The organism is Pelomonas sp. Root1217 (genome assembly GCF_001425705.1).
GTDB lineage: Bacteria > Pseudomonadota > Gammaproteobacteria > Burkholderiales > Burkholderiaceae_C > Pelomonas.
In genome coordinates, this window is the sequence record NZ_LMDC01000028.1 from 117,053 (window position 1) to 143,867 (window position 26,815).

At 65.4% G+C, this 26,815-nt stretch carries 24 protein-coding genes and 1 tRNA gene; 2 read left to right on the forward strand and 23 right to left on the reverse strand.

All coding sequences use genetic code 11. The annotated features are described in order from the left end of the window. Window positions 1–18 precede the first annotated feature (18 nt). On the forward strand, window positions 19–399 hold the full coding sequence (locus ASC95_RS20615; protein WP_057299598.1) for a DUF2069 domain-containing protein: 381 nt from the start codon (window positions 19–21) through the stop codon (window positions 397–399). Then, window positions 396–1,799, forward strand: a complete 1,404-nt coding sequence (locus ASC95_RS20620; RefSeq protein ID WP_057299599.1) for an FAD-binding oxidoreductase — start codon at window positions 396–398, stop codon at window positions 1,797–1,799. The genes ASC95_RS20615 and ASC95_RS20620 overlap by 4 nt, the downstream gene beginning before the upstream one ends. Here the strand turns inward: ASC95_RS20620 and ASC95_RS20625 are convergent. From ASC95_RS20625 to pnp, 23 genes are all read right to left on the reverse strand, one after another. After that, on the reverse strand, window positions 1,777–4,992 hold the full coding sequence (locus ASC95_RS20625; protein WP_057299600.1) for an efflux RND transporter permease subunit: 3,216 nt from the start codon (window positions 4,990–4,992) through the stop codon (window positions 1,777–1,779). The genes ASC95_RS20620 and ASC95_RS20625 overlap by 23 nt on opposite strands. 15 nt (window positions 4,993–5,007) lie before the next feature. Further along, window positions 5,008–6,165, reverse strand: coding sequence for an efflux RND transporter periplasmic adaptor subunit (locus ASC95_RS20630; protein WP_057299601.1), 1,158 nt, complete (start codon window positions 6,163–6,165; stop codon window positions 5,008–5,010). A 99-nt stretch (window positions 6,166–6,264) separates the two neighbouring features. After that, on the reverse strand, window positions 6,265–6,852 hold the full coding sequence (locus ASC95_RS20635; protein ID WP_057299602.1) for an NUDIX domain-containing protein: 588 nt from the start codon (window positions 6,850–6,852) through the stop codon (window positions 6,265–6,267). Next, the gene (locus tag ASC95_RS20640) at window positions 6,839–7,141 is read right to left on the reverse strand and encodes a DUF2818 family protein (RefSeq protein WP_057299603.1); all 303 of its coding nucleotides are present in this window, start codon (window positions 7,139–7,141) and stop codon (window positions 6,839–6,841) included. Before ASC95_RS20640 ends, ASC95_RS20635 begins: the two co-directional genes overlap by 14 nt. Before the next feature lie 7 nt (window positions 7,142–7,148). After that, a complete protein-coding gene (gene nuoN / locus ASC95_RS20645; RefSeq protein WP_057299604.1) occupies window positions 7,149–8,630 on the reverse strand; it encodes an NADH-quinone oxidoreductase subunit NuoN in 1,482 nt (493 codons plus the stop codon). Window positions 8,631–8,651: 21 nt separating this feature from the next. Then, on the reverse strand, window positions 8,652–10,130 hold the full coding sequence (locus tag ASC95_RS20650; RefSeq protein ID WP_057299605.1) for an NADH-quinone oxidoreductase subunit M: 1,479 nt from the start codon (window positions 10,128–10,130) through the stop codon (window positions 8,652–8,654). Between the two features lie 20 nt (window positions 10,131–10,150). Further along, window positions 10,151–12,199: an NADH-quinone oxidoreductase subunit L gene (gene nuoL, locus ASC95_RS20655; RefSeq protein WP_057299606.1), complete on the reverse strand. Its 2,049-nt coding sequence runs from the start codon at window positions 12,197–12,199 to the stop codon at window positions 10,151–10,153. A 7-nt stretch (window positions 12,200–12,206) separates the two neighbouring features. Continuing rightward, window positions 12,207–12,536, reverse strand: coding sequence for an NADH-quinone oxidoreductase subunit NuoK (gene nuoK, locus ASC95_RS20660; protein ID WP_057299607.1), 330 nt, complete (start codon window positions 12,534–12,536; stop codon window positions 12,207–12,209). Continuing rightward, window positions 12,533–13,177 (reverse strand): NADH-quinone oxidoreductase subunit J, encoded by a 645-nt coding sequence (locus tag ASC95_RS20665; RefSeq protein ID WP_057299608.1) that lies wholly within the window; start codon window positions 13,175–13,177, stop codon window positions 12,533–12,535. The genes nuoK and ASC95_RS20665 overlap by 4 nt, the downstream gene beginning before the upstream one ends. A 53-nt stretch (window positions 13,178–13,230) precedes the next feature. After that, window positions 13,231–13,719 carry an NADH-quinone oxidoreductase subunit NuoI gene (gene nuoI, locus ASC95_RS20670; protein WP_057299609.1) on the reverse strand — a complete coding sequence of 163 codons (489 nt, stop codon included), beginning with the start codon at window positions 13,717–13,719 and terminating at the stop codon, window positions 13,231–13,233. Between the two features lie 10 nt (window positions 13,720–13,729). After that, window positions 13,730–14,827, reverse strand: a complete 1,098-nt coding sequence (gene nuoH / locus ASC95_RS20675; RefSeq protein ID WP_057299610.1) for an NADH-quinone oxidoreductase subunit NuoH — start codon at window positions 14,825–14,827, stop codon at window positions 13,730–13,732. Between the two features lie 14 nt (window positions 14,828–14,841). Then, window positions 14,842–17,148 (reverse strand): NADH-quinone oxidoreductase subunit NuoG, encoded by a 2,307-nt coding sequence (gene nuoG / locus ASC95_RS20680; RefSeq protein WP_057299611.1) that lies wholly within the window; start codon window positions 17,146–17,148, stop codon window positions 14,842–14,844. A 20-nt stretch (window positions 17,149–17,168) separates the two neighbouring features. Next, window positions 17,169–18,509, reverse strand: coding sequence for an NADH-quinone oxidoreductase subunit NuoF (nuoF, locus tag ASC95_RS20685; protein WP_057299612.1), 1,341 nt, complete (start codon window positions 18,507–18,509; stop codon window positions 17,169–17,171). 8 nt (window positions 18,510–18,517) lie between these two features. Next, a complete protein-coding gene (nuoE, locus tag ASC95_RS20690) occupies window positions 18,518–19,018 on the reverse strand; it encodes an NAD(P)H-dependent oxidoreductase subunit E (protein ID WP_057299613.1) in 501 nt (166 codons plus the stop codon). Further along, window positions 19,015–20,268 carry an NADH-quinone oxidoreductase subunit D gene (locus tag ASC95_RS20695; protein ID WP_057299614.1) on the reverse strand — a complete coding sequence of 418 codons (1,254 nt, stop codon included), beginning with the start codon at window positions 20,266–20,268 and terminating at the stop codon, window positions 19,015–19,017. Before ASC95_RS20695 ends, nuoE begins: the two co-directional genes overlap by 4 nt. Window positions 20,269–20,271: 3 nt before the next feature. Beyond that, on the reverse strand, window positions 20,272–20,868 hold the full coding sequence (locus tag ASC95_RS20700; RefSeq protein WP_057299615.1) for an NADH-quinone oxidoreductase subunit C: 597 nt from the start codon (window positions 20,866–20,868) through the stop codon (window positions 20,272–20,274). Between the two features lie 10 nt (window positions 20,869–20,878). Continuing rightward, the gene (locus tag ASC95_RS20705; protein ID WP_046113908.1) at window positions 20,879–21,355 is read right to left on the reverse strand and encodes an NADH-quinone oxidoreductase subunit B family protein; all 477 of its coding nucleotides are present in this window, start codon (window positions 21,353–21,355) and stop codon (window positions 20,879–20,881) included. Between the two features lie 30 nt (window positions 21,356–21,385). Beyond that, window positions 21,386–21,745, reverse strand: coding sequence for an NADH-quinone oxidoreductase subunit A (locus ASC95_RS20710; protein ID WP_057299616.1), 360 nt, complete (start codon window positions 21,743–21,745; stop codon window positions 21,386–21,388). Window positions 21,746–21,973: 228 nt separating this feature from the next. Further along, window positions 21,974–22,058 (reverse strand) — tRNA-Leu (locus ASC95_RS20715). A gap of 112 nt (window positions 22,059–22,170) precedes the next feature. Then, window positions 22,171–22,551 carry a preprotein translocase subunit SecG gene (gene secG, locus ASC95_RS20720; RefSeq protein WP_057299617.1) on the reverse strand — a complete coding sequence of 127 codons (381 nt, stop codon included), beginning with the start codon at window positions 22,549–22,551 and terminating at the stop codon, window positions 22,171–22,173. Between the two features lie 287 nt (window positions 22,552–22,838). Continuing rightward, the gene (gene tpiA / locus ASC95_RS20725; RefSeq protein WP_057299618.1) at window positions 22,839–23,582 is read right to left on the reverse strand and encodes a triose-phosphate isomerase; all 744 of its coding nucleotides are present in this window, start codon (window positions 23,580–23,582) and stop codon (window positions 22,839–22,841) included. Window positions 23,583–23,592: 10 nt separating this feature from the next. Beyond that, the gene (locus ASC95_RS20730; protein WP_057299619.1) at window positions 23,593–24,579 is read right to left on the reverse strand and encodes an NAD(P)H-quinone oxidoreductase; all 987 of its coding nucleotides are present in this window, start codon (window positions 24,577–24,579) and stop codon (window positions 23,593–23,595) included. An 11-nt stretch (window positions 24,580–24,590) separates the two neighbouring features. Beyond that, window positions 24,591–26,741 (reverse strand): polyribonucleotide nucleotidyltransferase, encoded by a 2,151-nt coding sequence (gene pnp / locus ASC95_RS20735; RefSeq protein WP_057300442.1) that lies wholly within the window; start codon window positions 26,739–26,741, stop codon window positions 24,591–24,593. Window positions 26,742–26,815 lie beyond the last annotated feature (74 nt).

Genomic DNA, 26,815 nt, shown 5'->3' on the forward strand with positions numbered 1-26,815 from the left:
TTCTATGATGCCGCAGCTATGTCCCCTGCCCTTGAAAGAACCGAACCCACAGCCGTCGAACGGCTGACGCGCAATCTGGCGCTGGCTGCCACCGTGGTCTTGATCCTACTGTGCCTGGCCTGGGAACTGTGGCTGGCGCCGACCGGCCGCGGGACGCTGGCCGTGAAGGCACTGCCGCTGCTGGCGGCACCCGTCGGCCTGTGGCGCTACCGCATGTACACCTACCGCTGGCTGGCCCTGGCCATCTGGCTCTATGTGATGGAGGGCCTGGTGCGCTCGACCAGCGAAGGTGGCCTCGGGCAATGGCTGGCGCTGGGTGAAGTGCTGCTGGGCGTCGTCATCTTCACGGCCTGCACGGCCCAGATCCGCCAGCGGCTGGCGGCGGCCAAAGCCACATGAACGCCTTTCTCGCTGCGCTGCGTGAACAGCTTGGCGAGGCGGGCCTGCTGGTGGGTGGCGATCTGGCGGCCTATGAAAACGACTGGCGCAAGCGCTATGTCGGCAAAGCGTTGGCGGTCGCGCGGCCGGCGTCGACCGAGGAGGTCGCGGCGGTGATGCGCCTGTGCCACGAGCATCGCGTGGCCGTCGTGCCGCAGGGCGGCAACACCGGCCTTGTCGGCGGCTCGACACCCGATGACAGCTGCCGTCAACTCGTGCTGAGCCTGTCGCGTATGAAGCGTGTGCGCGGCATAGATATCGCGAACGCCAGCCTGACCGCCGAGGCCGGCTGCGTGCTGGCCGAGGTGCAGGCCGCCGCCTCCCAGGCCGGCCTGCTCTTCCCGCTCAGCCTGGCAGCGGAAGGCTCGTGCACGCTGGGTGGCAACCTGGCGACGAATGCCGGAGGCACGCAGGTGCTGCGTTATGGCAATGCGCGCGAACTCTGCCTGGGGCTGGAAGTCGTCACGGCAACGGGCGAGGTCTGGCATGGCCTGTCGGGGCTGCGCAAGGACAACACCGGTTATGACCTGCGCGACCTGTTCATCGGCAGCGAGGGCACGCTGGGCGTCATCACCGCGGCGACGATGAAGCTGTACCCGCAGCCGAAGGAGCGGCTGACCGCGCTGGCGGCATGCGCTTCGCTGGAAGATGCGGTCGCCCTGCTCGGCCTGGCGCGCCAGCGCGCGGGTGATGCGCTGACCGGCTTCGAGGTAATGAACCAAGCCTCACTGACGCTGGTGGCACGCGAACTGCCGCAACTCGCCCAGCCCTTGGCCCCGGCTGCATGGACCGTGTTGCTTGAGCTGTCCGACGCTGAAAGCGCCGAGCATGCGCGCGGCGTTTTCGAAGGTCTGCTTGAAACCGCGCTCGAAGGCGGATGGGTTCAGGACGCCGCCATTGCCCAGAACATCCAACAGGCCAAGTCCTTCTGGCATCTGCGCGAATCCATCCCGCTGGCGCAGGCGCAGGCGGGGCTGAACATCAAGCACGACATCTCGCTGCCGGTGTCCGCCATTCCCGGCTTCGTCGCCGAGATGGATGCGGTGCTGGCGGCTTATCTGCCCGGCATCGAGGTCATCGACTTCGGCCATCTGGGCGACGGCAACCTGCACTACAACGTGCAGGCGCCGGCTGACGTGGCGCCGGCCGAGTTCCTGGCCGCCCATGAAGCAGCAATCAACGAACGGGTCTACCACGCCGTGCAGCAGCGCGGCGGCTCGATCTCGGCCGAGCACGGCATCGGCCGGCTCAAGCGCGATGAGCTGGCTCAGCGCAAGGATCCGACAGCCCTGGCGCTGATGCGGGCGATCAAGCGGGCCCTGGACCCGCTCGATCTGCTCAACCCTGGGCGGCTGGTGTAACGGCCACGCGGCGGCCGGTCGCGAACCGGCCGGCCTTGACGATCAGGCGGAACACGAACCGCACCATCACCAGCGCCAGCACCGCTTCGATCAGCGTCAACACGAAGGCGCCGACCACGGTGAAGCGCGGCACGCGGCGCTGGAACTTGGCCAGCGCGTGGTCACGGGCCAGCTCGATGCTGTCGTAGAAGGTCGGCACGATGAGCAGTGTCAGCAGCGTCGACGTGATGGTGCCACCGATGATGGCCACGGCCATCGGGCGGTAGAACTCGCCGCCCTCGCCGATGCCGATGGCGACCGGCATCATGCCGGCGATCAGCGCCAGCGTCGTCATCAGGATGGGACGGAAGCGCTTGCGACCCGCGTGCATCAAAGCCTCTTCGCGATCGATGCCGGCCTTCTCCTCCTGACGCGTCGCGTCCAGCAGCAGGATGGCGTTCTTGGCCACCAGTCCCATCAGCATGATGACGCCGATCAGGCTCATCAGGTTCAGCGTGCCACGGGTCAGGATCAGCGCCAGCACGACGCCGATCAGGCTCAGGGGCAGCGACAGCATGACCGCGAAGGGCGCCGTGAAGCTGTTGAACTGGATGACGAGCACGAAGTACATCAGCGCGATGCCCGACAGCAGCGCCGTGATCATTGCCGTGAAGACGACCTGCTGGTCACGTGCCGCGCCCGCCAGCTCGATGCCGAAGCCAGGCGGGAAGTCGATCTTCTCGGCCAGCTTCTTGGCCTCGGCCGTGATCTCGCCGGACGAGCGGCCCTGTGCATTGGCGCTGACCGTGATGGTGCGCTTGCCGTCGCCGTGCTGGATCTGGCCCGGGCCCTTGCCCATGGTGACGGTGGCGATCTGGTCCAGCGGCACCATGCGGTTGGTGCCGGTCACGGCGATCGGCAGGCGCTCGATGTTGGCGGCGTCGACGCGGTCGGCAGGGTGCAGGCGGATGGACACGTCACGCGCCTCGCCCGTCGGGTCGATCCAGTCGCCGGCCTCGACGCCGGCGAAGGCCACACGCAGCGCCTGGGCCGCGTCGTTGACCGAGATGCCCATCTGGTTGGCCAGGCTGCGGTCGAGCTCGATCTGCAGCTCGTTCTGCGGGTCCTGCTCGGAGTAGCCGATGTCGACCGCACCCTTGATACCCGCCATGGTCTTTTGGAAGTCCTGCGTGATCTGCTGCAGCCGGCGCGTGTCGGTGCCGTAAAAGCGGATCTGCACGGGCTTCTGGGCGCCGTTGTTCAGGTCGTCGAGCACCACGTACTCGGCACCGACCAGGCGGGCGACCTTCTCGCGCAATTCCTTGGCGACGTCGGCGGCCGAGCGCTGGCGCTCGGTGCTCTTGCCGATGTCGACGTAGATGCGCCCGCCGCTGGCATTGGGGTAGGAGGTGGTCGCCTTGGTCTCCTTCATCGTCGAGGCCAGGGCAGCGGCGGCATCGAGCTTGAGCTTGGAATAGTCGAGGCTGCTGGAGGCGGGGCTGCGCACCTCGATGGCCAGGAAGCCCGCATCGGCCTGCGGCAGGAAGCTGGAGCCGCCGAACGTCACCTGCAGGAAGATGGCGCCGACAAGGCTGAGGACCGCGAAGGCGGTCATCCAGCGGCGGTGGTGCAGCGCCCAGGCGATGACATGGCCATAGCCGTTGGCCACGCCGTCGAACCAGTGATTGAAGCGTTCCAGCAGCCGGCCGAAGCCCTTCTTGGGCTGCTCGTGGTAGCCCACGGGGTCGCCCCAGTAGGCCGACAGCATCGGGTCGAGCGTGAAGCTGATGATCAGCGACACGACGACCGAGGCCACGACGGTCAGCGCGAAGGGCTTGAACCACTGGCCGGGGCCGTTGCCCATGAAGGCGACCGGCACGAAGACCGCGACGATGGCGAAGGTGGTGGCGGCGACGGCCAGGCCGATCTCGGCCGTGCCTTCGCGCGCCGCGGTGACGCGGTCGCTGCCGCGCTCCATGTGGCGCACGATGTTCTCCCGCACGACGATGGCGTCGTCGATGAGCACGCCGATGGCCAGTGACAGGCCCAGCAGGCTCATGAAGTTCAGCGAGAAGCCCATCAGCCAGACGGCGATGAAGGCAGCCAGCACGGACGTGGGCAGCGACAGCGCGGTGATCAGCGTCGAGCGCCAGCTGTTCAGGAAGGCGTAGACGACGAAGATGGTCAGCGCGGCGCCGAACACGAGCGCGTCGGTGACGTTGTGCAGGCTGTTCTCGGCATCCTTGCCGCCGTCCTGCGTGATCTCGAGCGTCGTGCCCTTGGGCAGCTCCTTCTCGATCTCCTTCAAAAGCTCCCGTGCGCCGTTGGCGACGCTGACGGTGGAGGCGTCACGCGAGCGTGTGATCGAAATGCCGACGTTGGGACGGCCATTGCGCAGGGAATAGCCCGTCATCTCGGCGAAGCCGTCCTGCACTTCGGCCACCTGACCCAGGCGCACGACCTGGCCGGCGTTGCGCTTGATGATCATCTGCTCGAACTCGGCCGGTGACTCCAGGCGGCCGAGCAGGCGGATGCTCTGGTCTTCCAGCGCGCCGCGCACCTTGCCGACGGGCGCGGTGGTGTTCTGCACCCTCACCGCATTCAGCACCTCGGTGACGGAGACGCCGAACTCGCGCAGCTTCTCGGCGCGCAGCAGGATGGACAGCTCGCGCTTGAGGGCGCCGTTCACGCCGACGGTCGACACGCCGGAGATGCCGCGGAAGCGCTCGGCGAGCTTGTCCTCGGCCAGGCGGCTGAGCTGGGCGTGGGTCAGCGTCGTGCTGGACAGCGACAGCTGCAGGATGGGCTGGGCGCCGGGATCGGCCCGCGTGATGATGGGCTCGCGGATCTCGGTCGGCAGCTTGTAGCGCACCGAGGCGATCGCGTTGCGCACCTCGTCGGCGGCCTCGATCATGTTCTTCGAGAAGTCGAAGACCAGCACGATGGTGGCGCTGCCTTCGCGCGACGTGGAGTTGGAGCGGTCCACGCCCGAGATGCTCTGCAAAGCTTTCTCGATGCGGTTGACGACCTCGCGCTCCACGGTCTCGGGTGAGGCGCCCGGGTAGGGGATGTTGATGACGAGCACCGGCGGCTCGACCTCGGGGAACTGGTTGACCTTGAGCTTTGACAGCGCCAGCAGGCCCACCAGCATCAGCCCGATGACCATGACGACGGTCGCGACGGGCCTGCTGATGCTGAAGTTGGAGAGGAACATGAGGGACCTCCTGGTTTACTTGCTGGCCGCCGGGGCCGGCGCCACGGCGGAGGCGGCACCGGCGCCTGCGGCGACCCGCTGTGCCGGAGCCCCGTCGACCAGATTGCCGGTGGGCGCGCGCAGGACTTCGTCACCCAGGGCCAGACCCGAGGCGATGACGATCTCGCCACGCCGGTCGTCGCGCTCGCCCAGCATCACCGGGACCTTCTTCAACTGGTTGCCGGCCACCTTCCAGACGAAGGCGGCATCGCCCTGGCGTTGCACCGAGCCTTCGGGCAGCACCAGCGCCTTGCGCTCCGCGCTTTCCACCCGGCCTTCGGCATAGAGGCCGGACACCTGGGGGGCCTTGGCGCGGTCGTTGAACTCGGCGATGACCTCGACCTGGCGGGTCGTCGCGTTGGCGGCCGCGTCGATGCGGGCCAGCTTGCCGCGGAACTCCGCGTCGCCGAAGCCGTTGATGCGAAAGGACACCGGCTGGCCGAGCCTGAGTTCGCCCAGGCGGTCGGCCGAGACCTGCCCCTCGAAGCGCATGGAGGCCGGGTCGATGACCTTGATGAGTTCCCGGCCGATCTGCACGGTGTCGCCGACGGAGATCTTGCGCTCGCTGACGACGCCGTCGAAGGGCGCGCGGACCTCGGTGCGCGAGACCTGCTGGCGGGCCGTGACGGCGCGCGCCTTGGCCGCGGCCAGCTCGCTCTGGGCGGAATTGCGCCTCACCTCGGCGTCCTCCAGGCCTTGCATGGAGATCATGCCCTGCTGGTTCAGCGTGCGCTGGCGGGTCAGCACGCGCTCGGTCTGCTCGAAGCTTTGCTGGGCGGCGCGCAGGGCCTCCTCCGCGGAGGTCAGGCCGTCGCGGATGGAGGTCGGGTCGAGCCGAATGATGAGATCACCCGCGCGCACGCGCTCGCCATTGTCCTTGGCCACCTGCAGCACGACGGCGGCCACTTCGGCACGCAGGTCGGCGCGACGGGCTGGCTGGATGGCGCCCGTGATGACGGGGGCGCCGATCAGACCGCTCTGGCCGACCTGGCGCAGGTCCTCGGGCGCGAGCAGCAGCGGTGCGGCCGACTTGGTGGCGGAACCCTTGGCCTCATCGGGCTTGCCACCCTTGCCGCAAGCGGTCAGCAACAGGGCCAAAGTCAATGCGGTCAGGGTCAGCGTTGCACGCGTCATGGAGAGAAGCTTTCTACGATGGAAAGGTTTTCGGGCGGCTCAAACGGCTGAGCTTAACGGTCTGGCAACACGGCGCCAGAGGTCATGTACGGAGAAATCTCAGGGGCGTCGCCAGTCCAGCGACCAAGCACCCTGTTGCCAGCGCTGCAGCCACAACAGGCCGATCAGCGTCTTGGCGTCCGTCAGCTCACCTTGAGCGGCGAGGCGATCGAGATCGTCGACCGTGTGCGTGACAAGCTCAAGAAACTCGCCCTCGTCCAGCTTCTGCTCACCCTTGTTCAGGCCGCGTGCGAAGTAGATGTGGATGCCTTCGTCCGAGTAGGCGATGGCGTTGTGGAGCACGCCGGCGTAGGCCCACTCGGCAGCGCTGTAGCCGGTCTCCTCGAGCAGCTCGCGCCGGCCGCAGACCAGCGGGTCTTCGCCGGCGTCGAGCTTGCCGGCGGGGAACTCCAGCATCACGCGGCCCATCGGGTAGCGGTACTGGCGCTCCATCAACAACCGGCCGTCGTCCAGGAGCGGGATGACCATGACGGCGCCGGGATGGCGGATGTATTCGCGGTGCGCGGCCGTGCCGTCCGGCAGCGCGACACGATCGCGGCGCACGTCGAGGAAGTGGCCGGCGTAGACCTGCGTGCTTTCGAGCAGGCGTTCGACGAGATGGGGGTCTTCGCTGTCAGAGGTGGCCACGGCGCAGATACCTCCAGACAAAGCCGGGAAAGCCCAGCGTGATGAAGAGGCAGGTCGCCGCGGCATAGAACTCCCACCCTTGCGCATGGCGCTGGCCGATGCGGGCCTCCAGCAGCGAGCCGAGGCCGAAGGTCAGCACGGCCATCAGCAGCAGCTCCAGCAACCGCCACCAGGCCGATTTAGGCGCTTGGCGCGGGCCGACGAGCAGCAGCCTCTCGTTGAAATAGGGCAGGTTCGCTGCGATGACGGCCGCGACGAGGACCAGCCAGACGGCGGCGGACTGGTCCATGGAGCGTTCAGGTGGCGAGGGCCTGACGGATCGCGACCTTGCACAGCTCGAGCAGGCCGCCCGGCAGCAGGCCGAAGACCAGCACGGCGGCGCCGTTGAGCGTCATGACAAAGCGCACGTCGGCCGGCGCAGCCAGCGGGGCCGTGTCGGTCGGGGCGTCGAAGAACATGACCTTGACGATGCGCAGGTAGTAGAAGGCGCCGACCAGCGACACGACGACGGCGAAGCCGGCCAGCCACAGGTAGAACGGCATTTGTGTGGCCACCAGGGCTTGCAGCACGGCCAGCTTGGCGTAGAAACCCACGGTGGGCGGCACGCCGGCCAGCGAGAACATGAACAGCGTCATGACCAGGGCGAACCAGGGGCTGCGCTTGCCCAGGCCGGCCAGATCCTTGATCTCCTCGGCCTCATGGCCCTGGCGCGACAGCAGGATGACCATGCCGAAGGTGCCCAGCGTCGTCAGCACATAGGTGACGACGTAGAACATGGCCGAGCTGTAGGCGTTGGCACCCCAGGTCGTGCTGTCGTTGACAACGCCGGCGGTCATGCCCAAGAGCATGAAGCCCATGTTGGCGATGGTCGAGTAGGCCAGCATGCGCTTCAGATTGCTCTGCGCGATCGCCGCCAGATTGCCGATCAGCAGCGACATGACCGACAGCACCACCAGCATCTGCTGCCAGTCCACGGCCAGGCCGCTCATGCCCTCGACCAGCAGGCGCACGGTGATCGCGAACGCAGCGAGCTTCGGCGCGCCGCCGATCAGCAGCGTGACAGCCGTCGGTGCGCCCTGGTAAACATCAGGCACCCACATGTGGAAGGGCGCGGCGCCGAGCTTGAAGGCCAGGCCGGCGACGACGAAGACGGTGCCGAAGATCAGCACGCTCTTGTTCGGGATGCCCTGGGAGATGACGCCAAAGACTTCGGGAATGGTCAGCGAACCGGTAGCACCGTACATCATCGACAGGCCGTACAGCAGGAAGCCGCTGGCCAGCGCCCCGAGGACGAAGTACTTCATCGCCGCCTCGGTGGACACAGCGTGGTCGCGGCGCAGCGCGACCAGCGCGTACAGCGAAAGGCTCATCAGCTCCAGCCCGAGGTAGACGACCAGGAAGTTGTTCGCCGACAGCATCACGTTGATGCCCAGCAGCGCAAACAGGCTGAGGATGAAGAGTTCGCCCTTGAGCATCTCCCGCGAGGCCGCGTAGGGACGTGCATAGACCAGCGTGATCAGCGTCGCGACGCAGGCGAAGCCGGCCAGCAGGTGGCCCATCGGATCGGCGACGACCATGTCCTGCATGGCATAGGTGGTCAGGCCGGCGTTGAAGTAGCTGAAGTGCATGCCACCCACGACGATCAGGGTCAGCTGGGTCAGCCAGTAGGTCGGGCGACGCTGCTCGTCGGTGACCCACAGGTCGACCAGGGCGACCACGCAGCCCATCGCCAGCAGCAGGATTTCGGGGTAGATCGCCAGCCAGTTCATGTCGTTCATTGTTCTTGCCTCTGCTCGAAATCAGGCCGGGATCTTGCTGAGCGCGACATGCTTGAGCAGCTCGGTGACCGAGTTGTGCATCACGTCGGTGAAGGGCTTGGGATACAGGCCCATGTACAGCGTCGCCACCGCCAGCAGAGCGAGCATGAGGAATTCGCGGGTATTGATGTCGGTCAGCGCGCGCACGTTGTCGTTGGCGATGTCGCCGAAATAGACGCGCTTGATCATCCACAGCGTGTAGGCCGCGCCGAAGATCAGGGCGGTGGCGGCGATGCCGCCCAGCCAGAAGTTGGCTTTGACGGTGCCAAGGATGACCATCCATTCGCCGACGAAGCCGGCCGTGGCGGGCAGTCCGCAGTTGGCCATGCCGAAGAAGACGGCAAAGGCAGCGAACTTGGGCATGGTGTTGACGACACCGCCGTAGGAGGCGATCTCACGCGAGTGCACGCGGTCGTAGAGCACGCCGATGCACAGGAACATCGCACCCGACACGAAGCCGTGCGAGATCATCTGTACCAGGCCGCCGGAGACGCCGAGCTCGTTGAAGATGAAGAAGCCCAGCGTCACGAAACCCATGTGGGCGATGGACGAATAGGCCACCAGCTTCTTCATGTCCTTCTGCACCAGGGCCACCAGGCCGATGTAGACGACGGCGATCAGCGACAGCGCGATGATCAGCCAGGCCCAGTGGCGGGCGGCGTCCGGCGCGATCGGCAGCGAGAAACGCAGGAAGCCGTAGCAACCCAGCTTCAGCATGATGGCGGCCAGCACGACGGAGCCGCCCGTGGGTGCCTCGACGTGGGCGTCGGGCAGCCAGGTGTGCACCGGCCACATCGGCACCTTGACCGAGAAAGCAGCCAGGAAGGCGAAGAACAGCCAGGTCTGGGCGCCACCGGTCAGGGGCAGCTTGTGCCAGGTCTGGATGTCGAAGCTGCCACCGGGAACCTGCGAGTACAGGTAGAGCAGCGCGATCAGCATCAAGAGCGAGCCGGCCAACGTATAGAGGAAGAACTTGAAGGCCGCATAGACGCGGTTCGGACCGCCCCAGACGCCGATGATGATGTACATCGGGATCAGCGTGGCCTCGAAGAACACGTAGAACAGCATGCCGTCCAGCGCGCTGAACACGCCCACCATCAGGCCCGACAGGATCAGGAAGGCGCCCATGTACTGGTTGACGCGGGTCTCGATGACCTCCCAGGCCGAGATCACCACGATGATGGTGATGAAGGCCGTCAGCGGCACGAACCACATCGAGATGCCGTCCACGCCAAGGTGGTAGCTGATGTTGAAGCGCTCGATCCAGGGCTGGTTCTCGACGAACTGCATGGCAGCCGTCGTGGTGTCGAAGCCCGTGATCAGCGGGATGGTGACGAGGAAGCTCGCCACGGCGGCGACCAGGGCGAGCCAGCGCACCGCGTGCGCCTGCTCGTCGCGCCCGAGCGCCAGCAGCAGTGCACCGCAGGCGATGGGCAGAAAAATCGCAAGACTCAGCAACATTCTTGTTCTCCGCCTCTCGCTCAGAACCCGAACAGGGCGCTGAACTGGGGCTTGATATAGGGCCAGAGCTGCCAGGTCATCAGGCCCGTGACGCCAAGGATCATGACGAGGGCGTACCAGTACAGATAGCCTGTCTGGAAGCGTCGCACCAGGCCCGCGATGCCGCCGACGGCACGTGCCGAGCCATTGATGATGAGGCCGTCGATCAGGCCGGCATCGCCGCCCTTCCACAGGCCAACGCCGATCAGGCGCGCAGCACGGGCGAGGACGTTCTCGTTGAACCAGTCCATGAAGTACTTGTTCTCCAGGACGATGATCAGCGGACGCAGCACCTTGGCCAGCGTGGCCGGGATGCTGGGCGCGACCATGTAGAACACATAGGCCGTGACCACACCGGACAGCGCCAGCCAGAACGGCAGCGAGGTCAGTCCGTGCAGGGCCATCGCTGCGGCGCCATGGAACTCCTCGGCCAGTTCCTCCATCGCCGGGTGGGCGTGCAGGTTGACGAAGATGGCGTCCTTGAAGAAGTCGCCGAACAGCATCGGTTGGATGGTCATGAAGCCGATGACGACCGACGGAATGGCCAGCAGAACCAGCGGCGCCGTGACGACCCAGGGCGACTCGTGCGGCACATGGGCGTGGTGGTCGCCGTGGTCGTCATGACCGTGCTGCTCGTCGTCTTCCGGCGGGAACGGCTTGTGGTGGAAGTGCTCCTTGCCATGGAAGACCAGGAAGTACATCCGGAACGAATAGAAGGCCGTCACGAACACGCCGACGATGACGGCGAAGTAGGCGAAATGTGCGCCTGGCAGATGGCTGGCATGCACGGCCTCGATGATCGAGTCCTTGGAGTAGAAGCCCGAGAACAGCGGCGTGCCGATCAGCGCCAGAGAACCCAGCAGAGACGTGATCCACGTGATGGGCATGTACTTGCGCAGGCCGCCCATGTTGCGGATGTCCTGGTCGTGGTGCATGCCGATGATGACCGAGCCGGCACCGAGGAACAGCAGGGCCTTGAAGAAGGCGTGCGTCATCAGGTGGAAGACGGCGACCGAGTAGGCCGAGGCGCCCAGGGCGACCGTCATGTAACCCAGCTGCGACAGCGTCGAGTAGGCGACGACGCGCTTGATGTCGTTCTGGATGATGCCCAGGAACCCCATGAACAGCGCCGTGATCGCACCGATCACCATGACGAAGTTCAGCGCCGTGTCGCTCAGCTCGAACAGCGGCGACATGCGCGCCACCATGAAGATGCCAGCCGTCACCATCGTCGCGGCGTGGATCAGCGCGGAGATCGGCGTCGGGCCTTCCATCGAGTCGGGCAGCCAGACGTGCAGCGGGAACTGCGCGCTCTTGCCCATGGCACCGATGAACAGGCAGATGCAGGCGACGGTCATCAGCGACCAATCGGTGCCTGGGAAGACCATCTGGGACAGGATCTCGGACTTGGCGAAGGTCTCGACGTAGTTCAGTGAACCGCCGAAAGCCACCAGTAGGCCGATGCCGAGGATGAAGCCGAAGTCGCCGACCCGGTTGACCAGGAAGGCCTTCATGTTGGCGAAGATGGCCGTCGGCTTCTTGTACCAGAAGCCGATCAGCAGGTAGGACACCAGGCCCACCGCTTCCCAGCCGAAGAACAGCTGGAGCATGTTGTTGCTCATGACGAGCATCAGCATGCTGAAGGTGAACAGCGAGATGTAGGAGAAGAAGCGCTGGTAGCCGTCGTCCTCTTCCATATAGCCGATGGTGTAGATGTGCACCATCAGCGACACGAAGGTCACGACGACCATCATCATCGCGGTCAGGCCGTCGATGAGGAAGCCGACCTCCATCTTCAGTGCGCCGAGGTTCATCCATTCGTAGATGGTGGCGTTGAAGCGCGCACCATCTACGGCCACGCTGTACAGCGTCATCGCCGACAGGATGAAAGCGATCAGCACACCGAGGATGGTGACCATGTGCGAGCCGCGGCGGCCCACCGCCTTGCCAAAGAAGCCGGCGACGATGGCGCCCGCGAGCGGCGCCAGTGGCACCGTCAGCAACAGGTTCTGGGAGAGTTGTGCAGACATCTTTTTCTCAACCCTTCAGCGCGTCGAGTTCCTCGACGTTGATGCTGGCGCGGTTGCGGAACAGCACAACCAGGATGGCCAGGCCGATGGCCGACTCGGCCGCCGCGACGGTCAGGATGAAGAACACGAAGACCTGACCACCCATGTCGCCCAGGTAGTGCGAGAAGGCGACAAAGTTCAGGTTGACCGCCAGCAGCATCAGCTCGATGGCCATCAGCAGCACGATCAGGTTCTTGCGGTTCAGGAAGATGCCGATCACCGACAGCGCGAACAGCATCGCGCCGAGCGTCAGGAAGTGGCCGAGCGTGAGGCCACCCAGTCCAGTAATGGCGGTCATGCCTGGCCTCCTTCAGTGGGTGCGACGGGCGGAGCCGGCGGCGTGGCAACGGTCGGCGCCATCTTGATGATCTTCAGGCGCTGGGCCTTGGTGACCTTGACCTGTTCGGATGCGTCCATGGCGCGCGAGTCCTTGCGCCGGCGCAGCGTCAGCGCGATGGCCGCGACGATGGCGACCAGCAGCAACACGGCGGCGATCTGCAGCGGATAGAGGTAGGCCGTGTAGATCTCGATGCCGAGCAGCTTGGTGTTGCCCATCTTCAGCTGCTCCGCGGTGGCCACCGGCGCGTCGGACAACTGGAAGCCGCCCATCAGCACGATGCCCATCTCGAAGGCGATCAGCGCGCCAACGACGGCCGCCAGCGGCAGGTGCTTCCAGAAGCCCTCACGCAGGCTGTCCGTGTTCAGGTCCAGCATCATGACGACGAACAGGAACAGCACCATGACGGCGCCGATGTAGACGAGCACCAGCGCGATGGCCAGGAACTCGGCCTTCAGCAGCATCCAGATGCAGGATGCCGTGAAGAACGACAGGATGAGGAACAGCGCCGCATGCACGGTGCTGCGCGCCGTGATGACGCGGAACGACGACACCAGCAGGATGCCGGAGAAGACGTAGAAGAGGATGGTCGTGATATCCATGCGTATCCAGGCCAGGCGGCTGGACCGTTGAACGCGCCAGGGCGCGTCAACGATCAGCGGTACTTGGCGTCCGCCTCCTTTTGGGCCGCGATTTGGGGCTCGTACTTGTCACCGACGGCCAGCAGCATGTCCTTGGTGAAGTACAGGTCGCCGCGCTTTTCGCCGTGGTATTCGAAGATGTTCGTCTCGACGATGGAGTCCACCGGGCAGCTCTCTTCGCAGAAGCCGCAGAAGATGCACTTGGTCAGGTCGATGTCGTAGCGCGTCGTTCGGCGGCTGCCGTCGGCACGCACATCGCTTTCGATGGTGATGGCCAGCGCCGGGCAGACGGCCTCGCAGAGCTTGCAGGCGATGCAGCGCTCTTCGCCGTTCTCGTAGCGGCGCAAAGCATGCAGGCCGCGGAAGCGCGGGCTCAGCGGCGTCTTTTCTTCGGGGAACTGGACGGTGATGTTGCGCGAGAGGAAGTGCCTCCCGGTGAGCTTCATCCCCTTGAGCAGTTCCCAGAGGAAGAAGGTCTTCGCGAAATTCGTGATTGCAGTCATGGGCGCCGCCTCACTTCCAGATGTTGAACGGTGTCTGCATCCAGGCACCGACAACGACCAGCCAGATCAGCGTGATGGGAATGAAGATCTTCCAGCCCAGACGCATGATCTGGTCGTAGCGGAAGCGCGGGAACGTGGCGCGCACCCACAGGAACGTCGTGACGACGAAGAAGGTCTTGCCGAACAGCCAGGCCCAGTTCCAGAACGCCATCGTGTGCTGGATGAAGGCGGGCGTCTCGATGCCGAACAGGCTCCAGGAGATCGGTGCGCTCCAGCCGCCCAGGAACATGAGGACGGCCAGCGCCGACACCAGGATCATGTTGGCGTACTCGGCCAGGAAGAACATCGCGAACGACATGCCCGAGTACTCGATCATGTGGCCGGCCACGATTTCCGATTCGCCTTCGACGACGTCGAACGGATGGCGGTTGGTTTCGGCCAGGCCCGAGATGAAGTAGACGATGAAGATTGGGAACAGCGGCAGCCAGTTCCACGACAGCAGCGGCACGCCGTGGGATGCAAACCAGCCGCGCTCCTGCACCTGCACGACCTCGGTCATGTTCAGGCTGCCCGTCACCATCAGCACGACGACCAGCGCAAAGCCCATCGCGATCTCGTAGGAGACCATCTGGGCCGAGGCGCGCAACGCGCCGAGGAAGGCGTACTTCGAGTTGGACGCCCAGCCGGCGATGATGACGCCGTAGACCTCAAGCGAGGTGATGGCCATCAGGTAGAGCAGGCCGGCATTGACGTTGGCGGCGGCGGCATCCGGGCCGAAGGGCACGACGGCCCAGGCGGCCAGCGCCGGCATGATGGTCATGACGGGGCCGAGGAAGAACAGGCCCTTGCTGGCGGCTGTGGGCTTGATGATCTCCTTGAAGATCAGCTTGACCGCGTCAGCGATGGGGGTCAGCAGGCCATAGGGGCCAACACGGTTCGGGCCCGGGCGGATCTGCGACCAGCCGATGGCCTTGCGCTCCCACAGCGTCAGGTAGGCGACGCAGATCATCAGCGGCGCGACGACTGCGATGATCTTCATCAGGCTCCACACCAGGGGCCACAGGGCCCCCAGCAGCGAGGCGCCGTTCTGGTAGAGGGTGTCGATCATTCTTGTCAGCTCCCTCAGACCTTGCTGATGTTGAGCGTGCCGAAGGCAGCACCCAGTGCGGCGGTTTGTGCGAGGCCGGCGGGCACGCGGGCCACGCCTTGCGGCAGGCCGGCTTCGAGGCGGGCGGGCAACTGGGCTGCGCCGCCGTCCTGCACGACGCGAACCTGGTCGCCGTCTTGCAGGCCAAGCTGTTGCCACAGGCTGCTGGGCAGCCCGACCGTGGCGGCTTCGCGGCCGTCGGTGGTCAGCTGCAGCGAGGTCGAGTTGCGCACCAGTGCGTCGGTCGCGTAGATGGGCAGGTTGCCGAAGCGTTCGATGCCCTCGCCCTTGGCCGCGACTTGCGGTGCGGCGGAGGTGACGTTGGACAGGCGGGCGGCGATGTCACCACCCAGGGCCTGTTCGCGGACCTGCTCGGAGCTGTCCTGGTCGAAGCCCGGCAGGCCCAGCAGATTGCCCAGCACGCGCAGCACCTTCCAGGCCGGACGCGTCTCGGCCAGCGGGCGCACGACGCCGACAAAGCTTTGCAGGCGGCCCTCTGCGTTGACGAAGCTGCCGGAGGTCTCGGTGAACGGAGCGACGGGCAGCAGCACGTCGGCGTACTCGAGGCCGGACTTGAACGGGCTCAGCACGACGACCATCTCGGCCGCGTCCAGCGCCTTGGCGGCGGCCGCGGCGTTGGCGGAGTCCAGCACCGGGTCGGTGTTCAGCAGCAGCGCCGCCTTCAGCGACGTGCCGTTCAGCATCTGGCCGGCGTTCAGGCCGTCGATCTGCGGCTGCGCCTTCACCAGCTGAGCGCCGACCGTGTTGGCGGCGGCGGTCAGGTAGCCGACGCTGGCGCCGGTCTGCTGGCCAATCCACTGCGCCAGCGCCAGCAGGCTGGCGGCCTGCGGGTGTTCAGCAGCGGCGTTGCCCAGCAGCACGGCCTTGGCTCGACCAGACTGCAGGCTGGCGGCGATGGCCTTGGCTTCATACGTTGCCGTGCCAGCCAACGGCGCACCAGCACCAATGGCGGCAGCCACATCGGCCAGGGCTTGCACCCAGCCCGAGGGCATCACGGATTGCGAAGCTGCGAGCGGCATCAGCCAGTCATCGTTGTTCACGCCAACGCGATGCACGGCGGCACCGCGGCGCGCGGCGTGGCGCAGGCGGGCGGCGAACAGCGGGTGATCCTTGCGCAGGTTGGAGCCGACGACCAGGGCGCGGTCCAGCTCGGACAGGCTCGCGATGCTGGTGCCCAACCAGTGCGCCTGGCCAGCCGAAGCGGCATTACCGAAGTCGCTGTGGCGCAGACGGTGGTCGATGTTGTCGCTGCCCAGGCCGCGCACGAGCTGTGCGAGCAGGTGCAGCTCTTCCACCGTGCTGTGGGCCGAGCCCAGCGCGCCGATGGCCGCCGCGCCGTGGTCGGCTTTGATGGTCTTCAGGCCGTTGGCGATGTATTCCAGCGCCGTCGTCCAGTCGACCTGCTTCCAGGCGCCGCCCTGCTTGATCATGGGCGCGGTCAGGCGGGCGTCGCTGTTCAGGGCCTCATAGCTGAAGCGGTCGCGGTCGGCGATCCAGCATTCGTTGACGTCTTCGTTCTCCAGCGGAACGACGCGCAGGACCTGGTGGTTCTTGACCTGGACGATCAGGTTGGCACCGGTCGAATCGTGGGGGCTGACGCTCTTGCGGCGCGACAGCTCCCAGGTGCGGGCGCTGTAGCGGAAGGGCTTGCTGGTGAGCGCGCCGACCGGGCAGATGTCGATCATGTTGCCCGACAGCTCGGAGTCCACCGTGCGGCCGACAAAGGTCTGGATCTCGCTGTGCTCGCCACGGTGGGCCATGCCCAGTTCCATCTGGCCGGCGATTTCCTGGCCGAAACGCACGCAGCGAGTGCAGTGGATGCAGCGGCTCATCTCTTCCATCGAGATCAGCGGGCCGACGTTCTTGTGGAAGACGACGCGCTTCTCTTCGGAGTAGCGGCTCTTGCCAGCGCCGTAGCCCACGGCCAGGTCCTGCAGCTGGCACTCGCCACCCTGGTCGCAGATGGGGCAGTCCAGCGGGTGGTTGATCAGCAGGAATTCCATGACGCCCTGCTGGGCCTTGATCGCCTTGTCGCTCTTGGTGCGGACGATCATGCCCTGCGTGACCGGCGTCGCGCAGGCGGGCATGGGCTTGGGCGCCTTCTCCACGTCCACCAGGCACATGCGGCAGTTGGCCGCGATGCTGAGCTTCTTGTGATAGCAGAAATGCGGGATGTAGGTGCCGGCCTTCTCGGCGGCATGCATGACCATGCTGCCTTCCTGGACCGAGACCTTCTGACCGTCGAGTTCGATTTCAACCATGGTGGTGTTTCTCTGGGCGCTCAGGTCGGAGCCACCAGGGGCTTCTTGTGTTCAATCAGGTGCACGAACTCGTGCTTGAAGTGCTTGATCATGGCGCGCACAGGCATCGCGGCAGCGTCGCCCAGCGCGCAGATCGTGCGGCCCTGGATGTTGTCGGCCACGGAGTTCAGCAGGTCCAGGTCTTCTGCCCTGCCCTCGCCGTGGTAGATGCGTTCCAGCACACGGTGCATCCAGCCCGTGCCTTCGCGGCAGGGCGTGCACTGGCCGCAGGACTCGTGGGCGTAGAAGTAGGACAGGCGCAACAGGCTCTGCACCATGCAGCGCGAGTCGTCGATAACGATGACGGCACCCGAACCCAGCATGGAGCCGGCCTTGGCGATGGAGTCGTAGTCCATCGTGCACTGCATCATCACGTCGGCCGGCAGCACCGGCGCGGACGAGCCGCCGGGAATGACGGCCTTGAGCTTGCGGCCCTTGCGCACGCCACCGGCCAACTCGAGCAGCGTCTCGAAGGACGTGCCCAGCGGCACCTCGAAGTTGCCGGGCTTCTCGACGTCACCCGACACCGAGAACAGCTTCGTGCCGCCGTTGTTCGGCTTGCCGATCTCGAGGTAGGCCTGGCCGCCGTTGCGGATGATCCAGGGCACCGCAGCAAACGTCTCGGTGTTGTTGATGGTGGTGGGCTTGCCGTACAGGCCGAAGCTGGCCGGGAACGGCGGCTTGAAGCGCGGTTGGCCCTTCTTGCCTTCCAGCGATTCCAGCAGTGCGGTTTCCTCGCCGCAGATGTAGGCGCCGAAGCCATGGTGGCCGTGCAGCTGGAAGCTGAACTCCGAGCCCATGATCTTGTCGCCGAGATAGCCCGCGGCGCGGGCTTCCTCCAGGGCCGCTTCGAAGCGCTCGTAGACCTCGAAGATCTCGCCGTGGATGTAGTTATAGCCCACCGTGATGCCCATCGCGTAGGCAGCGATGGCCATGCCTTCGATGACCTGATGCGGGTTGAACATCAGCAGGTCGCGGTCCTTGCAGGTGCCCGGCTCGCCCTCGTCGGAGTTGCAGACGAGGTACTTCTGACCCGGGAACTGGCGGGGCATGAAGCTCCACTTCAGGCCCGTGGGAAAACCGGCGCCGCCGCGCCCACGCAGTGCCGAGGTTTTCACTTCAGCGATGACCTGATCAGCGGTCAACCCTTCGCCACCGTCCTTGCCGAGGATCTTGCGCAGGGCCGCATAGCCACCACGGGCTTCGTAGTCCTTGATCGACCAGTTCTTGCCGTCCAGGTCCGCATAGATCTGCGGGCTGATGTGGCGGCCGTGAAAGCATGTCTCGGCGCCGGTGGCTTGGAATTTGGAAAGGTCCAGCATCGTCGTCCTTAGGCCTTCGCTGCTTCAGACCGCAGCACGTCGACGAGCTCGTCCAGACGCTCCATCGTCATGAAGCTCAACATCTGGCGGTCGTTGACCAGCATCACCGGCGAGTCGGCGCATGCGCCCAGGCACTCGCTCTTCTGCACGGTGAACAGGCCGTCGGCCGTCGTGCCGCCCTGCTCGATGCCGAGCTTGCTGCACAGGTGGTCCAGCGCCTTCTGGCCGTCGCGCAGCTGGCAAGGCAGGTTGGCGCAGACGTTCAGCTTGAACTTGCCAACCGGCTTCTGGTTGTACATGTTGTAGAAGGTCGTCACCTCGTACACGGCGATGGGCGCCATGCCGAGATGAGCAGCGATCGCATCTTCCGCTGCGCGGGACACGAAGCCCTCTTCCTGCTGCACGATGGCCAGGCAGGCCATGACGGCAGACTGGCGCAGCTCGTAGGGGTACTTGGCAACCTCGCGGTCGAAGCGAGCGCGGGTGGCGTCAGAGAGTTGGTAGCTCATCGATCAATCTCGCCGAACACGATGTCCATGGTGCCGATGATGGCGACGGCGTCGGCGATCATGTGGCCGCGACCCATCTCGTCCAGCGCTGCCAGATGGGCAAAGCCCGGCGGGCGGATCTTCAGGCGGTAGGGCTTGTTGGCTCCGTCGCTGACCATGTAGATGCCGAACTCGCCCTTGGGGTGTTCGACGGCCGCATAGGCCTCGCCCTCGGGCACGTGGAAGCCCTCGGTGAAGAGCTTGAAGTGGTGGATCAGCTCTTCCATGTTGGACTTCATGTCCACGCGCGAAGGCGGCGCCACCTTGTGGTTGTCGGTGATGACCGCACCGGGGTTGGCACGGAGCCAGGCCGAGCACTGCTGGATGATGCGGTTGGACTGGCGCATCTCTTCGACACGCACGACGTAGCGGTCGTAGGTGTCGCCGTTGGTGCCGATGGGGATGTCGAAGTCCAGCTTGTCGTAGACGTCGTAGGGCTGCTTCTTGCGCAAGTCCCAGGCGATGCCGGAGCCGCGCAGCATGGGGCCGGTGAAGCCCAGGTTCAGCGCGCGCTCGGGCGACACGACGCCGATGCCGACCGTGCGCTGTTTCCAGATTCGGTTGTCGGTCAGAAGCGTTTCGTAGTCGTCAACGTTCTTCGGGAAGCGCGCGGTGAAGTCATCGATGAAGTCCAGCAGAGAGCCTTGGCGATTCTCGTTGAGCCTGTCGATGGCCTTGGCATTGCGGATCTTGCTGGCCTGGTGCTTCGGCATCGTGTCCGGCAGGTCACGGTAGACGCCACCCGGCCGAAAGTAGGCCGCGTGCATGCGTGCGCCCGAGACAGCCTCGTACATATCGAACAGGTCTTCGCGCTCGCGGAAGCAGTAGATGAGCACATTCATCGCACCGCAGTCCAGGCCGTGCGCGCCGAGCCACATCAGGTGATTCAGCAGCCGCGTGATCTCCGCGAACATCACGCGGATGTATTGCGCGCGGATTGGCACTTCCAGCCCCAGCATCTTCTCGATGGCCAGGCAGTAGGCTTGCTCGTTGGCCATCATCGACACGTAGTCGAGGCGGTCCATGTAGGGCAGCGACTGGATGTAGGTCTTGCTCTCGGCAAGCTTCTCGGTCGCGCGGTGCAGCAGGCCGATGTGTGGGTCGGCGCGCTGGATGACTTCGCCGTCCAGCTCCAGCACCAAACGCAGCACGCCGTGGGCGGCCGGATGCTGGGGACCGAAGTTCAGCGTGTAGTTCTTGATTTCGGCCATTGCTTACAACCCGCCGTACTTGTCTTCACGAATGATGCGCGGCGTGATCTCGCGCGGCTCGATGGTCACCGGCTGGTAGATGACTCGCTTCTGCTCGGCGTCGTAGCGCATCTCGACATGCCCCGACACCGGGAAGTCCTTGCGCATCGGGTGGCCGATGAAGCCGTAGTCCGTCAGGATGCGGCGCAGGTCGTTGTGGCCGTCGAAGATGACGCCATACATGTCGAAGGCTTCGCGCTCAAACCAGTTTGCCGAGCTCCACACCTCGGTGACCGAGGCCACGACGGGAAAGTCGTCATCGGTGGCGAACACCTTCAGGCGCAAGCGCCAGTTTTTGCTGATCGACAGCAGGTGGCTGACGATGGCGTAGCGCTGGCCTTCCCAGGCGCCATCGCCATAGCTGCTGTAGTCGACACCGCAGAGGTCGATCAGCTGCTCGAGCTTGAGCTCGGGGTGATCGCGCAGCGTCGTCGCGACTTCGAGATAGTCGGCCGCACGAACCGTGAGCGTCAGTTCGCCCAGGGCGTTCTTCAGCTCCACGACGCGCTCGCCGAGGACGGCACCAACTTGCTGGGCCAGGGTTTCGAGATTCAGGCTCATACCTTGGCGCTCAGCGTGCAATGGTGTTTTCGCGGCGGATCTTGGCCTGCAGTTGCAGGATGCCGTAGAGCAGCGCCTCGGCCGTCGGCGGGCAGCCGGGCACATAGACGTCCACCGGCACGATGCGGTCGCAGCCGCGCACGACGGAATAGCTGTAGTGGTAGTAGCCGCCGCCGTTGGCACAGGAACCCATCGACAACACCCAGCGCGGCTCGGCCATCTGGTCGTAAACCTTGCGCAGCGCCGGCGCCATCTTGTTGCACAGCGTGCCGGCCACGATCATCAGATCGGACTGGCGCGGGCTCGGGCGGAACAGCATGCCGAAGCGGTCAATGTCGTAACGCGCGGCACCCGCATGCATCATCTCGACGGCGCAGCAGGCCAGACCAAAAGTCATCGGCCAGAGTGAGCCCGTCTTGGACCAGTTGATGAGCTTGTCGACCGAGGTGGTGACAAAGCCCTCTTTCAGGACGCCTTCAATACCCATTTGGAATTCCCAGCTTGTGTCGGCGGACGGTCATTCCCAATCGAGGGCGCCTTTTTTCCACTCGTAGGCGAAGCCGACGACCAGAATGCCGAGGAAGATCATCATCGCCCAGAAGCCCGTCGCACCGATCTCTCTGAGCGCCACGGCCCAAGGGAACAGGAAGGCAATTTCCAGGTCGAAAAGAATGAACAGAATGGCGACGAGGTAGTAGCGCACATCGAATTTCATGCGCGCGTCTTCAAAGGCCTCGAAGCCGCATTCGTAGGGGGAGTTCTTGGCCTGATCTGGCCGATTGGGGCCCAGCAGAGCGCCGAGCACCTGGGGTGCAATCCCGACCACTGCGCCGACCAAAATGAAGAGGATGACGGGCAGGTATTGTTCGAGATTCATCTTGGCTTTCCCGGGTCGACTTCAACGTCTTCGTCCACTTGGGCCGCTACGCAAGCCGACCACAAAAGCAAACAGGCGCGCCACCAGCGAATCGAAAGATCTCGCTCGCGGATCGCGCCCGCCTTGAACCTTGCTTCAATCGCCCCAGCTCAAGGCCGGGCGACGTCGGCGACAGGCCGCTCTGGCTGATTCCCGCATCAGGACCAACGGGAATCCTAGCCGATGTTCTGGTGCCGTCGGCGAGACTCGAACTCGCACAGCTTTCGCCACTACCCCCTCAAGATAGCGTGTCTACCAATTTCACCACGACGGCAGGTACTCAAATTTGCCTGGCAGCTAGTGAGGGTTTGCGTGCCAGACAGCCTCGAATTCTATACCGGGAATTAGGGGTCTCCCGATGAGGAAGCGAGGTTTTTAGTCGGACTTCAGTTGGTCGCGGCAGACCCAGCGGCCGAGGCCGTTGCAGCCGGCGCAACGACGGCGCCAGGGATAGCGGCAGCGCCCGACGCGGCGGGGGCGACGACGGCGGCGCGGTCCAGCACGCTGTCGGCAGTCGGTGCGGCTGTGCGGCCGTTGGACAGGAAGGCCAGGCCCAGCGTGCAACCGAAGAACAGCGTGGCGGCGACGGCCGTGCTGCGCGACAGGAAGTTGGCACTGCCAGTGGCACCGAACAGGCTACCCGAAGCGCCGCTTCCGAAGGACGCACCCATGTCGGCGCCCTTGCCGTGCTGCACCAGCACCAGACCGATGATCACCAGGGCCGAGAGCAACTGAACGATCAACACCAGATTCGCAAAGAACTGCATTCCAAACACTCCATCAAAACTCAATGACGCCGCCGCTCCATGCGACAGGCGCCGGGATACTTCACCTATTTCCGGGTCGAGCGCTGGGCCTGCCATGGGCCAGAGGCCCAGGCGTTCCGTAGGCACAAGCAGTCCGCAGGGACTGCTTGTGTCCGACTCCACCTCGCCGAGCCGGCCCGCCTGAGGCTGCTTGCAGCTCAATGCCGCAAGCAGCCTCGTCCCCGTGGGGGACCGACCAGGTTGGCGCGCGTTCAGCGCCGCAAGACTGGGCGAGGGGCAGCTTCATTTCAGTGGGCCGCGGCCAGGCAGATGGCGGCGAAGTCCGCCACCTTCAACGACGCGCCGCCAATCAGGCCGCCGTCGATGTCGGGCTGCGAAAACAATTCGGCCGCGTTGTCCGCCTTGACGCTACCGCCGTAAAGGATGCGCATGATGCCGGAACGGTCAGTCGCCGCATGAAGCTGGGCGCGCAGCACGGCATGCACTGCCTGCGCTTCAGCGGGCGTGGCAGTCAGGCCGGTACCGATGGCCCAGACGGGTTCATAAGCGACGACCATCTCGCCGCAGCAATGTCCGAGCGTGTGGATGACAGCCGCCAGCTGGCGCTTGACGACGGCCTCGGTGTGGCCGGCCTCGCGCTCGGCGCGGGTTTCACCGACACAGACGATGGGCGTCACGCCGTGGGCCAGTGCGGCCTTGGCCTTGTCGGCGACAAGCTGGTCGCTCTCCGCGTGGTAGGCGCGGCGCTCCGAGTGGCCAACGATGGCATAACGACAACCCACATCGGCCAGCATCGCGCTCGACACCTCGCCGGTGTAGGCGCCCTGCTCGTGCGAGGAGCAGTCCTGCGCGCCATAGACGATGGTCGTGCCAGTCAACGCAAGCGCTGTTTCGGCAATGTAGAGGAAAGGCACGCAGACGGCGACGTCGGCGTTCCACGGGCCGGCCTCCTTGAGGCCAGCCAGCAACTGGGCATTGGCAGCGCGGCTGCCATGCATCTTCCAGTTGCCCACGACGAGTTTTCTTCTCATGTCAGCTCCGTCACCAGTTCAGCACGATCTTGCCAATGTGCTCATTCGATTCCATCAGCGCATGCGCTTCGGCGGCCTTGGCGGCCGGCAGTTCGCGGTAAACCACGGGCTTGATGCGACCTGCCTCGATCAGCGGCCAGACCTTGTCGCGCAGCGCGCGCGCCAGGCTGGCCTTGAAGGCCGCAGACCGCGGGCGCAGCGTCGAGCCGGTGATCGTCAGGCGTTTGCGTAGCACCAGGCCGGCGTCGATCTCCGACTTCACACCGCCCTGCACGGCGATCAGCGCCAGCCGGCCGTCCTCCGCCAGCGCCTGCACGCCGCGGCCGATGTAGTCGCCGGCCACCATGTCCAGGATCACGTCGACACCGCGCCCGCCGGTGGCGGCCCTGGCTTCGGCGACGAAATCCTGTTCGCGGTAGTTGATGGCCACGTCGGCGCCCAAGGCCTTGCAGGCCTCCGCCTTGTCGGCACTGCCCACCGTCACGAGCACGCGGGCACCCAGCGCCTTGGCAATCTGGATGGCCGTCACGCCGATGCCGCTGGAGCCACCGTGGATCAGCAGCGTCTCGCCCGGCTGCAGAGCCGCGCGCTCAAAGACATTGGCCCAGACGGTGAAGCTGGTCTCCGGCAAGGTCGCGGCTTGCGCCAGCGTCCAGCCTTTGGGCACCGGCAGACATTGGCCGACCGGCGCCGTGCACAGCTCGGCATAGCCGCCGCCGTTGACCAGCGCGCAGACCTGGTCGCCCAGCTTGAAGCCACGCGCAGCCAAAACGCCAGCGTCACCGGCGACGATCTCGCCCGCGACTTCCAAGCCCGGCAATTCGCTCGCACCCGCCGGCGGCGGGTAGGCGCCCTTGCGCTGCAGCACGTCCGGGCGGTTGATGCCCGAAGCTGCAACACGGATCAGGCACTCACCCAGGCCCGCGACTGGATCCGGCCTGTCGGCCAGCTCCAGCACCTCGGGCCCGCCGGGGCCGGTGATCGCGATGGCTTTCATCGCTGCAGCAATTACTCCGCGGCCGGCGGAGTGTCGTCAGCGGCCGGCGCGGCCGGAGCCGGCGCGGCGTCGCGGTCGATCAGCGCCTTCATCGACAACTTGATGCGGCCCTTCTCGTCGGTCTCGAGCACCTTGACCTTGACGATCTGGCCTTCGCTCAGGAAGTCGGTGACCTTCTCGACGCGCTGGTGGGCGATCTGGCTGATGTGCAACAGGCCGTCCTTGCCGGGCAGCAGGTTCACGAGGGCGCCGAAGTCCAGGATCTTGGTGATCGGGCCTTCGTAGACCTTGCCAACTTCGACTTCGGCCGTGATCTCCTGGATGCGCTTCTTGGCCAGTTCGGCCTTGTCGGCGTCCGTCGACGCGATCGTGATCGTGCCGTCTTCGCCGATGTCGATGGTCGTGCCGGTCTCTTCGGTCAGCGCACGGATGGTCGAGCCACCCTTGCCGATGACGTCACGGATCTTCTCCGGGTTGATCTTCATCGTGTACAGGCGGGGTGCGAACTGCGACACCTCGGTGTTGGCCGTGCCCATGGCTTCGACCATCTTGCCCAGGATGTGCAGGCGGGCTTCCTTGGCTTGCGCCAGGGCGACCTGCATGATTTCCTTGGTGATGCCCTGGATCTTGATGTCCATCTGCAGGGCGGTGATGCCGGTCGTCGTGCCGGCCACCTTGAAGTCCATGTCGCCAAGGTGGTCCTCGTCACCGAGGATGTCGGTCAGCACGGCGAAGCGGTTGGCGTCCTTGATCAGGCCCATGGCGATGCCGGCCACGTGGGCCTTCATCGGCACGCCGGCGTCCATCAGCGCCAGGCAGCCGCCGCAGACCGAAGCCATCGACGACGAGCCGTTGGACTCGGTGATTTCCGAGACGACGCGCAGCGAGTAGGGGAAGTCTTCCTTGCTCGGCAGCGCGGCGATCAGCGCGCGCTTGGCCAGGCGGCCGTGGCCGATTTCGCGGCGCTTCGGGCTGCCGACACGACCCGTCTCGCCGGTGGCGAAGGGGGGCATGTTGTAGTGCATCATGAAGCGGTCTTCGAACTCGCCGTCCAGCGCGTCGATGCGCTGGGCGTCGCGGTCCGTGCCCAGCGTGGCGATGACCAGCGCCTGGGTTTCGCCACGCGTGAACAGCGCCGAGCCGTGGGTGCGCGGCAGGATGCCGTTGCGGATCTCGATGGGGCGCACGGTGCGAGTGTCGCGGCCGTCGATGCGCGGCTCGCCGGCGAGGATCTGGCTGCGCACGATGCGGGCTTCGATCTCGAACAGCAGGCCTTCGACCTCGACCTTGTCGAACTCGACGCCTTCGCCCTTCAGCGCGGCGAAGACGCTGGACGTCACGCTGCGGCAGGCTTGCGTGCGGGCTTGCTTGGAGCGGATCTGATAAGCCTCGCGCAGCGGACCTTCGGCTAGGCCGTTGACCTTGGCAATGAAGGCCTCGTCCTTGGCGGGCGCGGTCCAGGTCCAGGTCGGCTTGCCGGCGTCACGCACCAGATCGTTGATGGCGGCGATGGCGACATTGCCCTGCTCATGGCCGTAGACGACGGCGCCGAGCATGATTTCTTCGGACAGGCCAGCGGCTTCGGACTCGACCATCAGCACGGCAGCTTGCGTGCCGGCGACGACGAGGTCCATCTGACTGTTGGCCAGTTCGGACTTGCTGGGGTTGAGCACGTATTCGCCATTGACATAACCGACGCGGGCAGCGCCGATCGGGCCGTTGAACGGGATGCCGGAGATGGCCAGCGCAGCGGACGTGCCGATCAGCGCGGCGATGTCGGCCTGCACTTCGGGGTTCAGGCTCACCACGTGGATGACGACCTGGACTTCATTGAAGAAGCCTTCGGGGAACAGCGGGCGGATCGGGCGGTCGATCAGGCGGCTGGTCAGCGTCTCGTGCTCGCTCGGGCGGCCCTCACGCTTGAAGAAGCTGCCGGGGATCTTGCCGGCGGCATAGGTCTTCTCGAGGTAGTCGACGGTCAGCGGGAAGAAGTCCTGACCGGCCTTGGCTTCGGTCTTGGCGACAACGGTGGCCAGCACGACGGTGCCTTCGATGTTGACGAGGACGGCGCCGGTGGACTGGCGGGCGACTTCACCCGTTTCCAGCACGACGTTGTGGCGACCCCATTGGAAGGACTTCGTGACCTTGTTGAAAATGGACATGCTCATCTCCTGGTTGTGGCGGGTGCGGGGGCACCCTGGGGGAACCGGGAACGAGACTGGGTTTGGTCCAGATG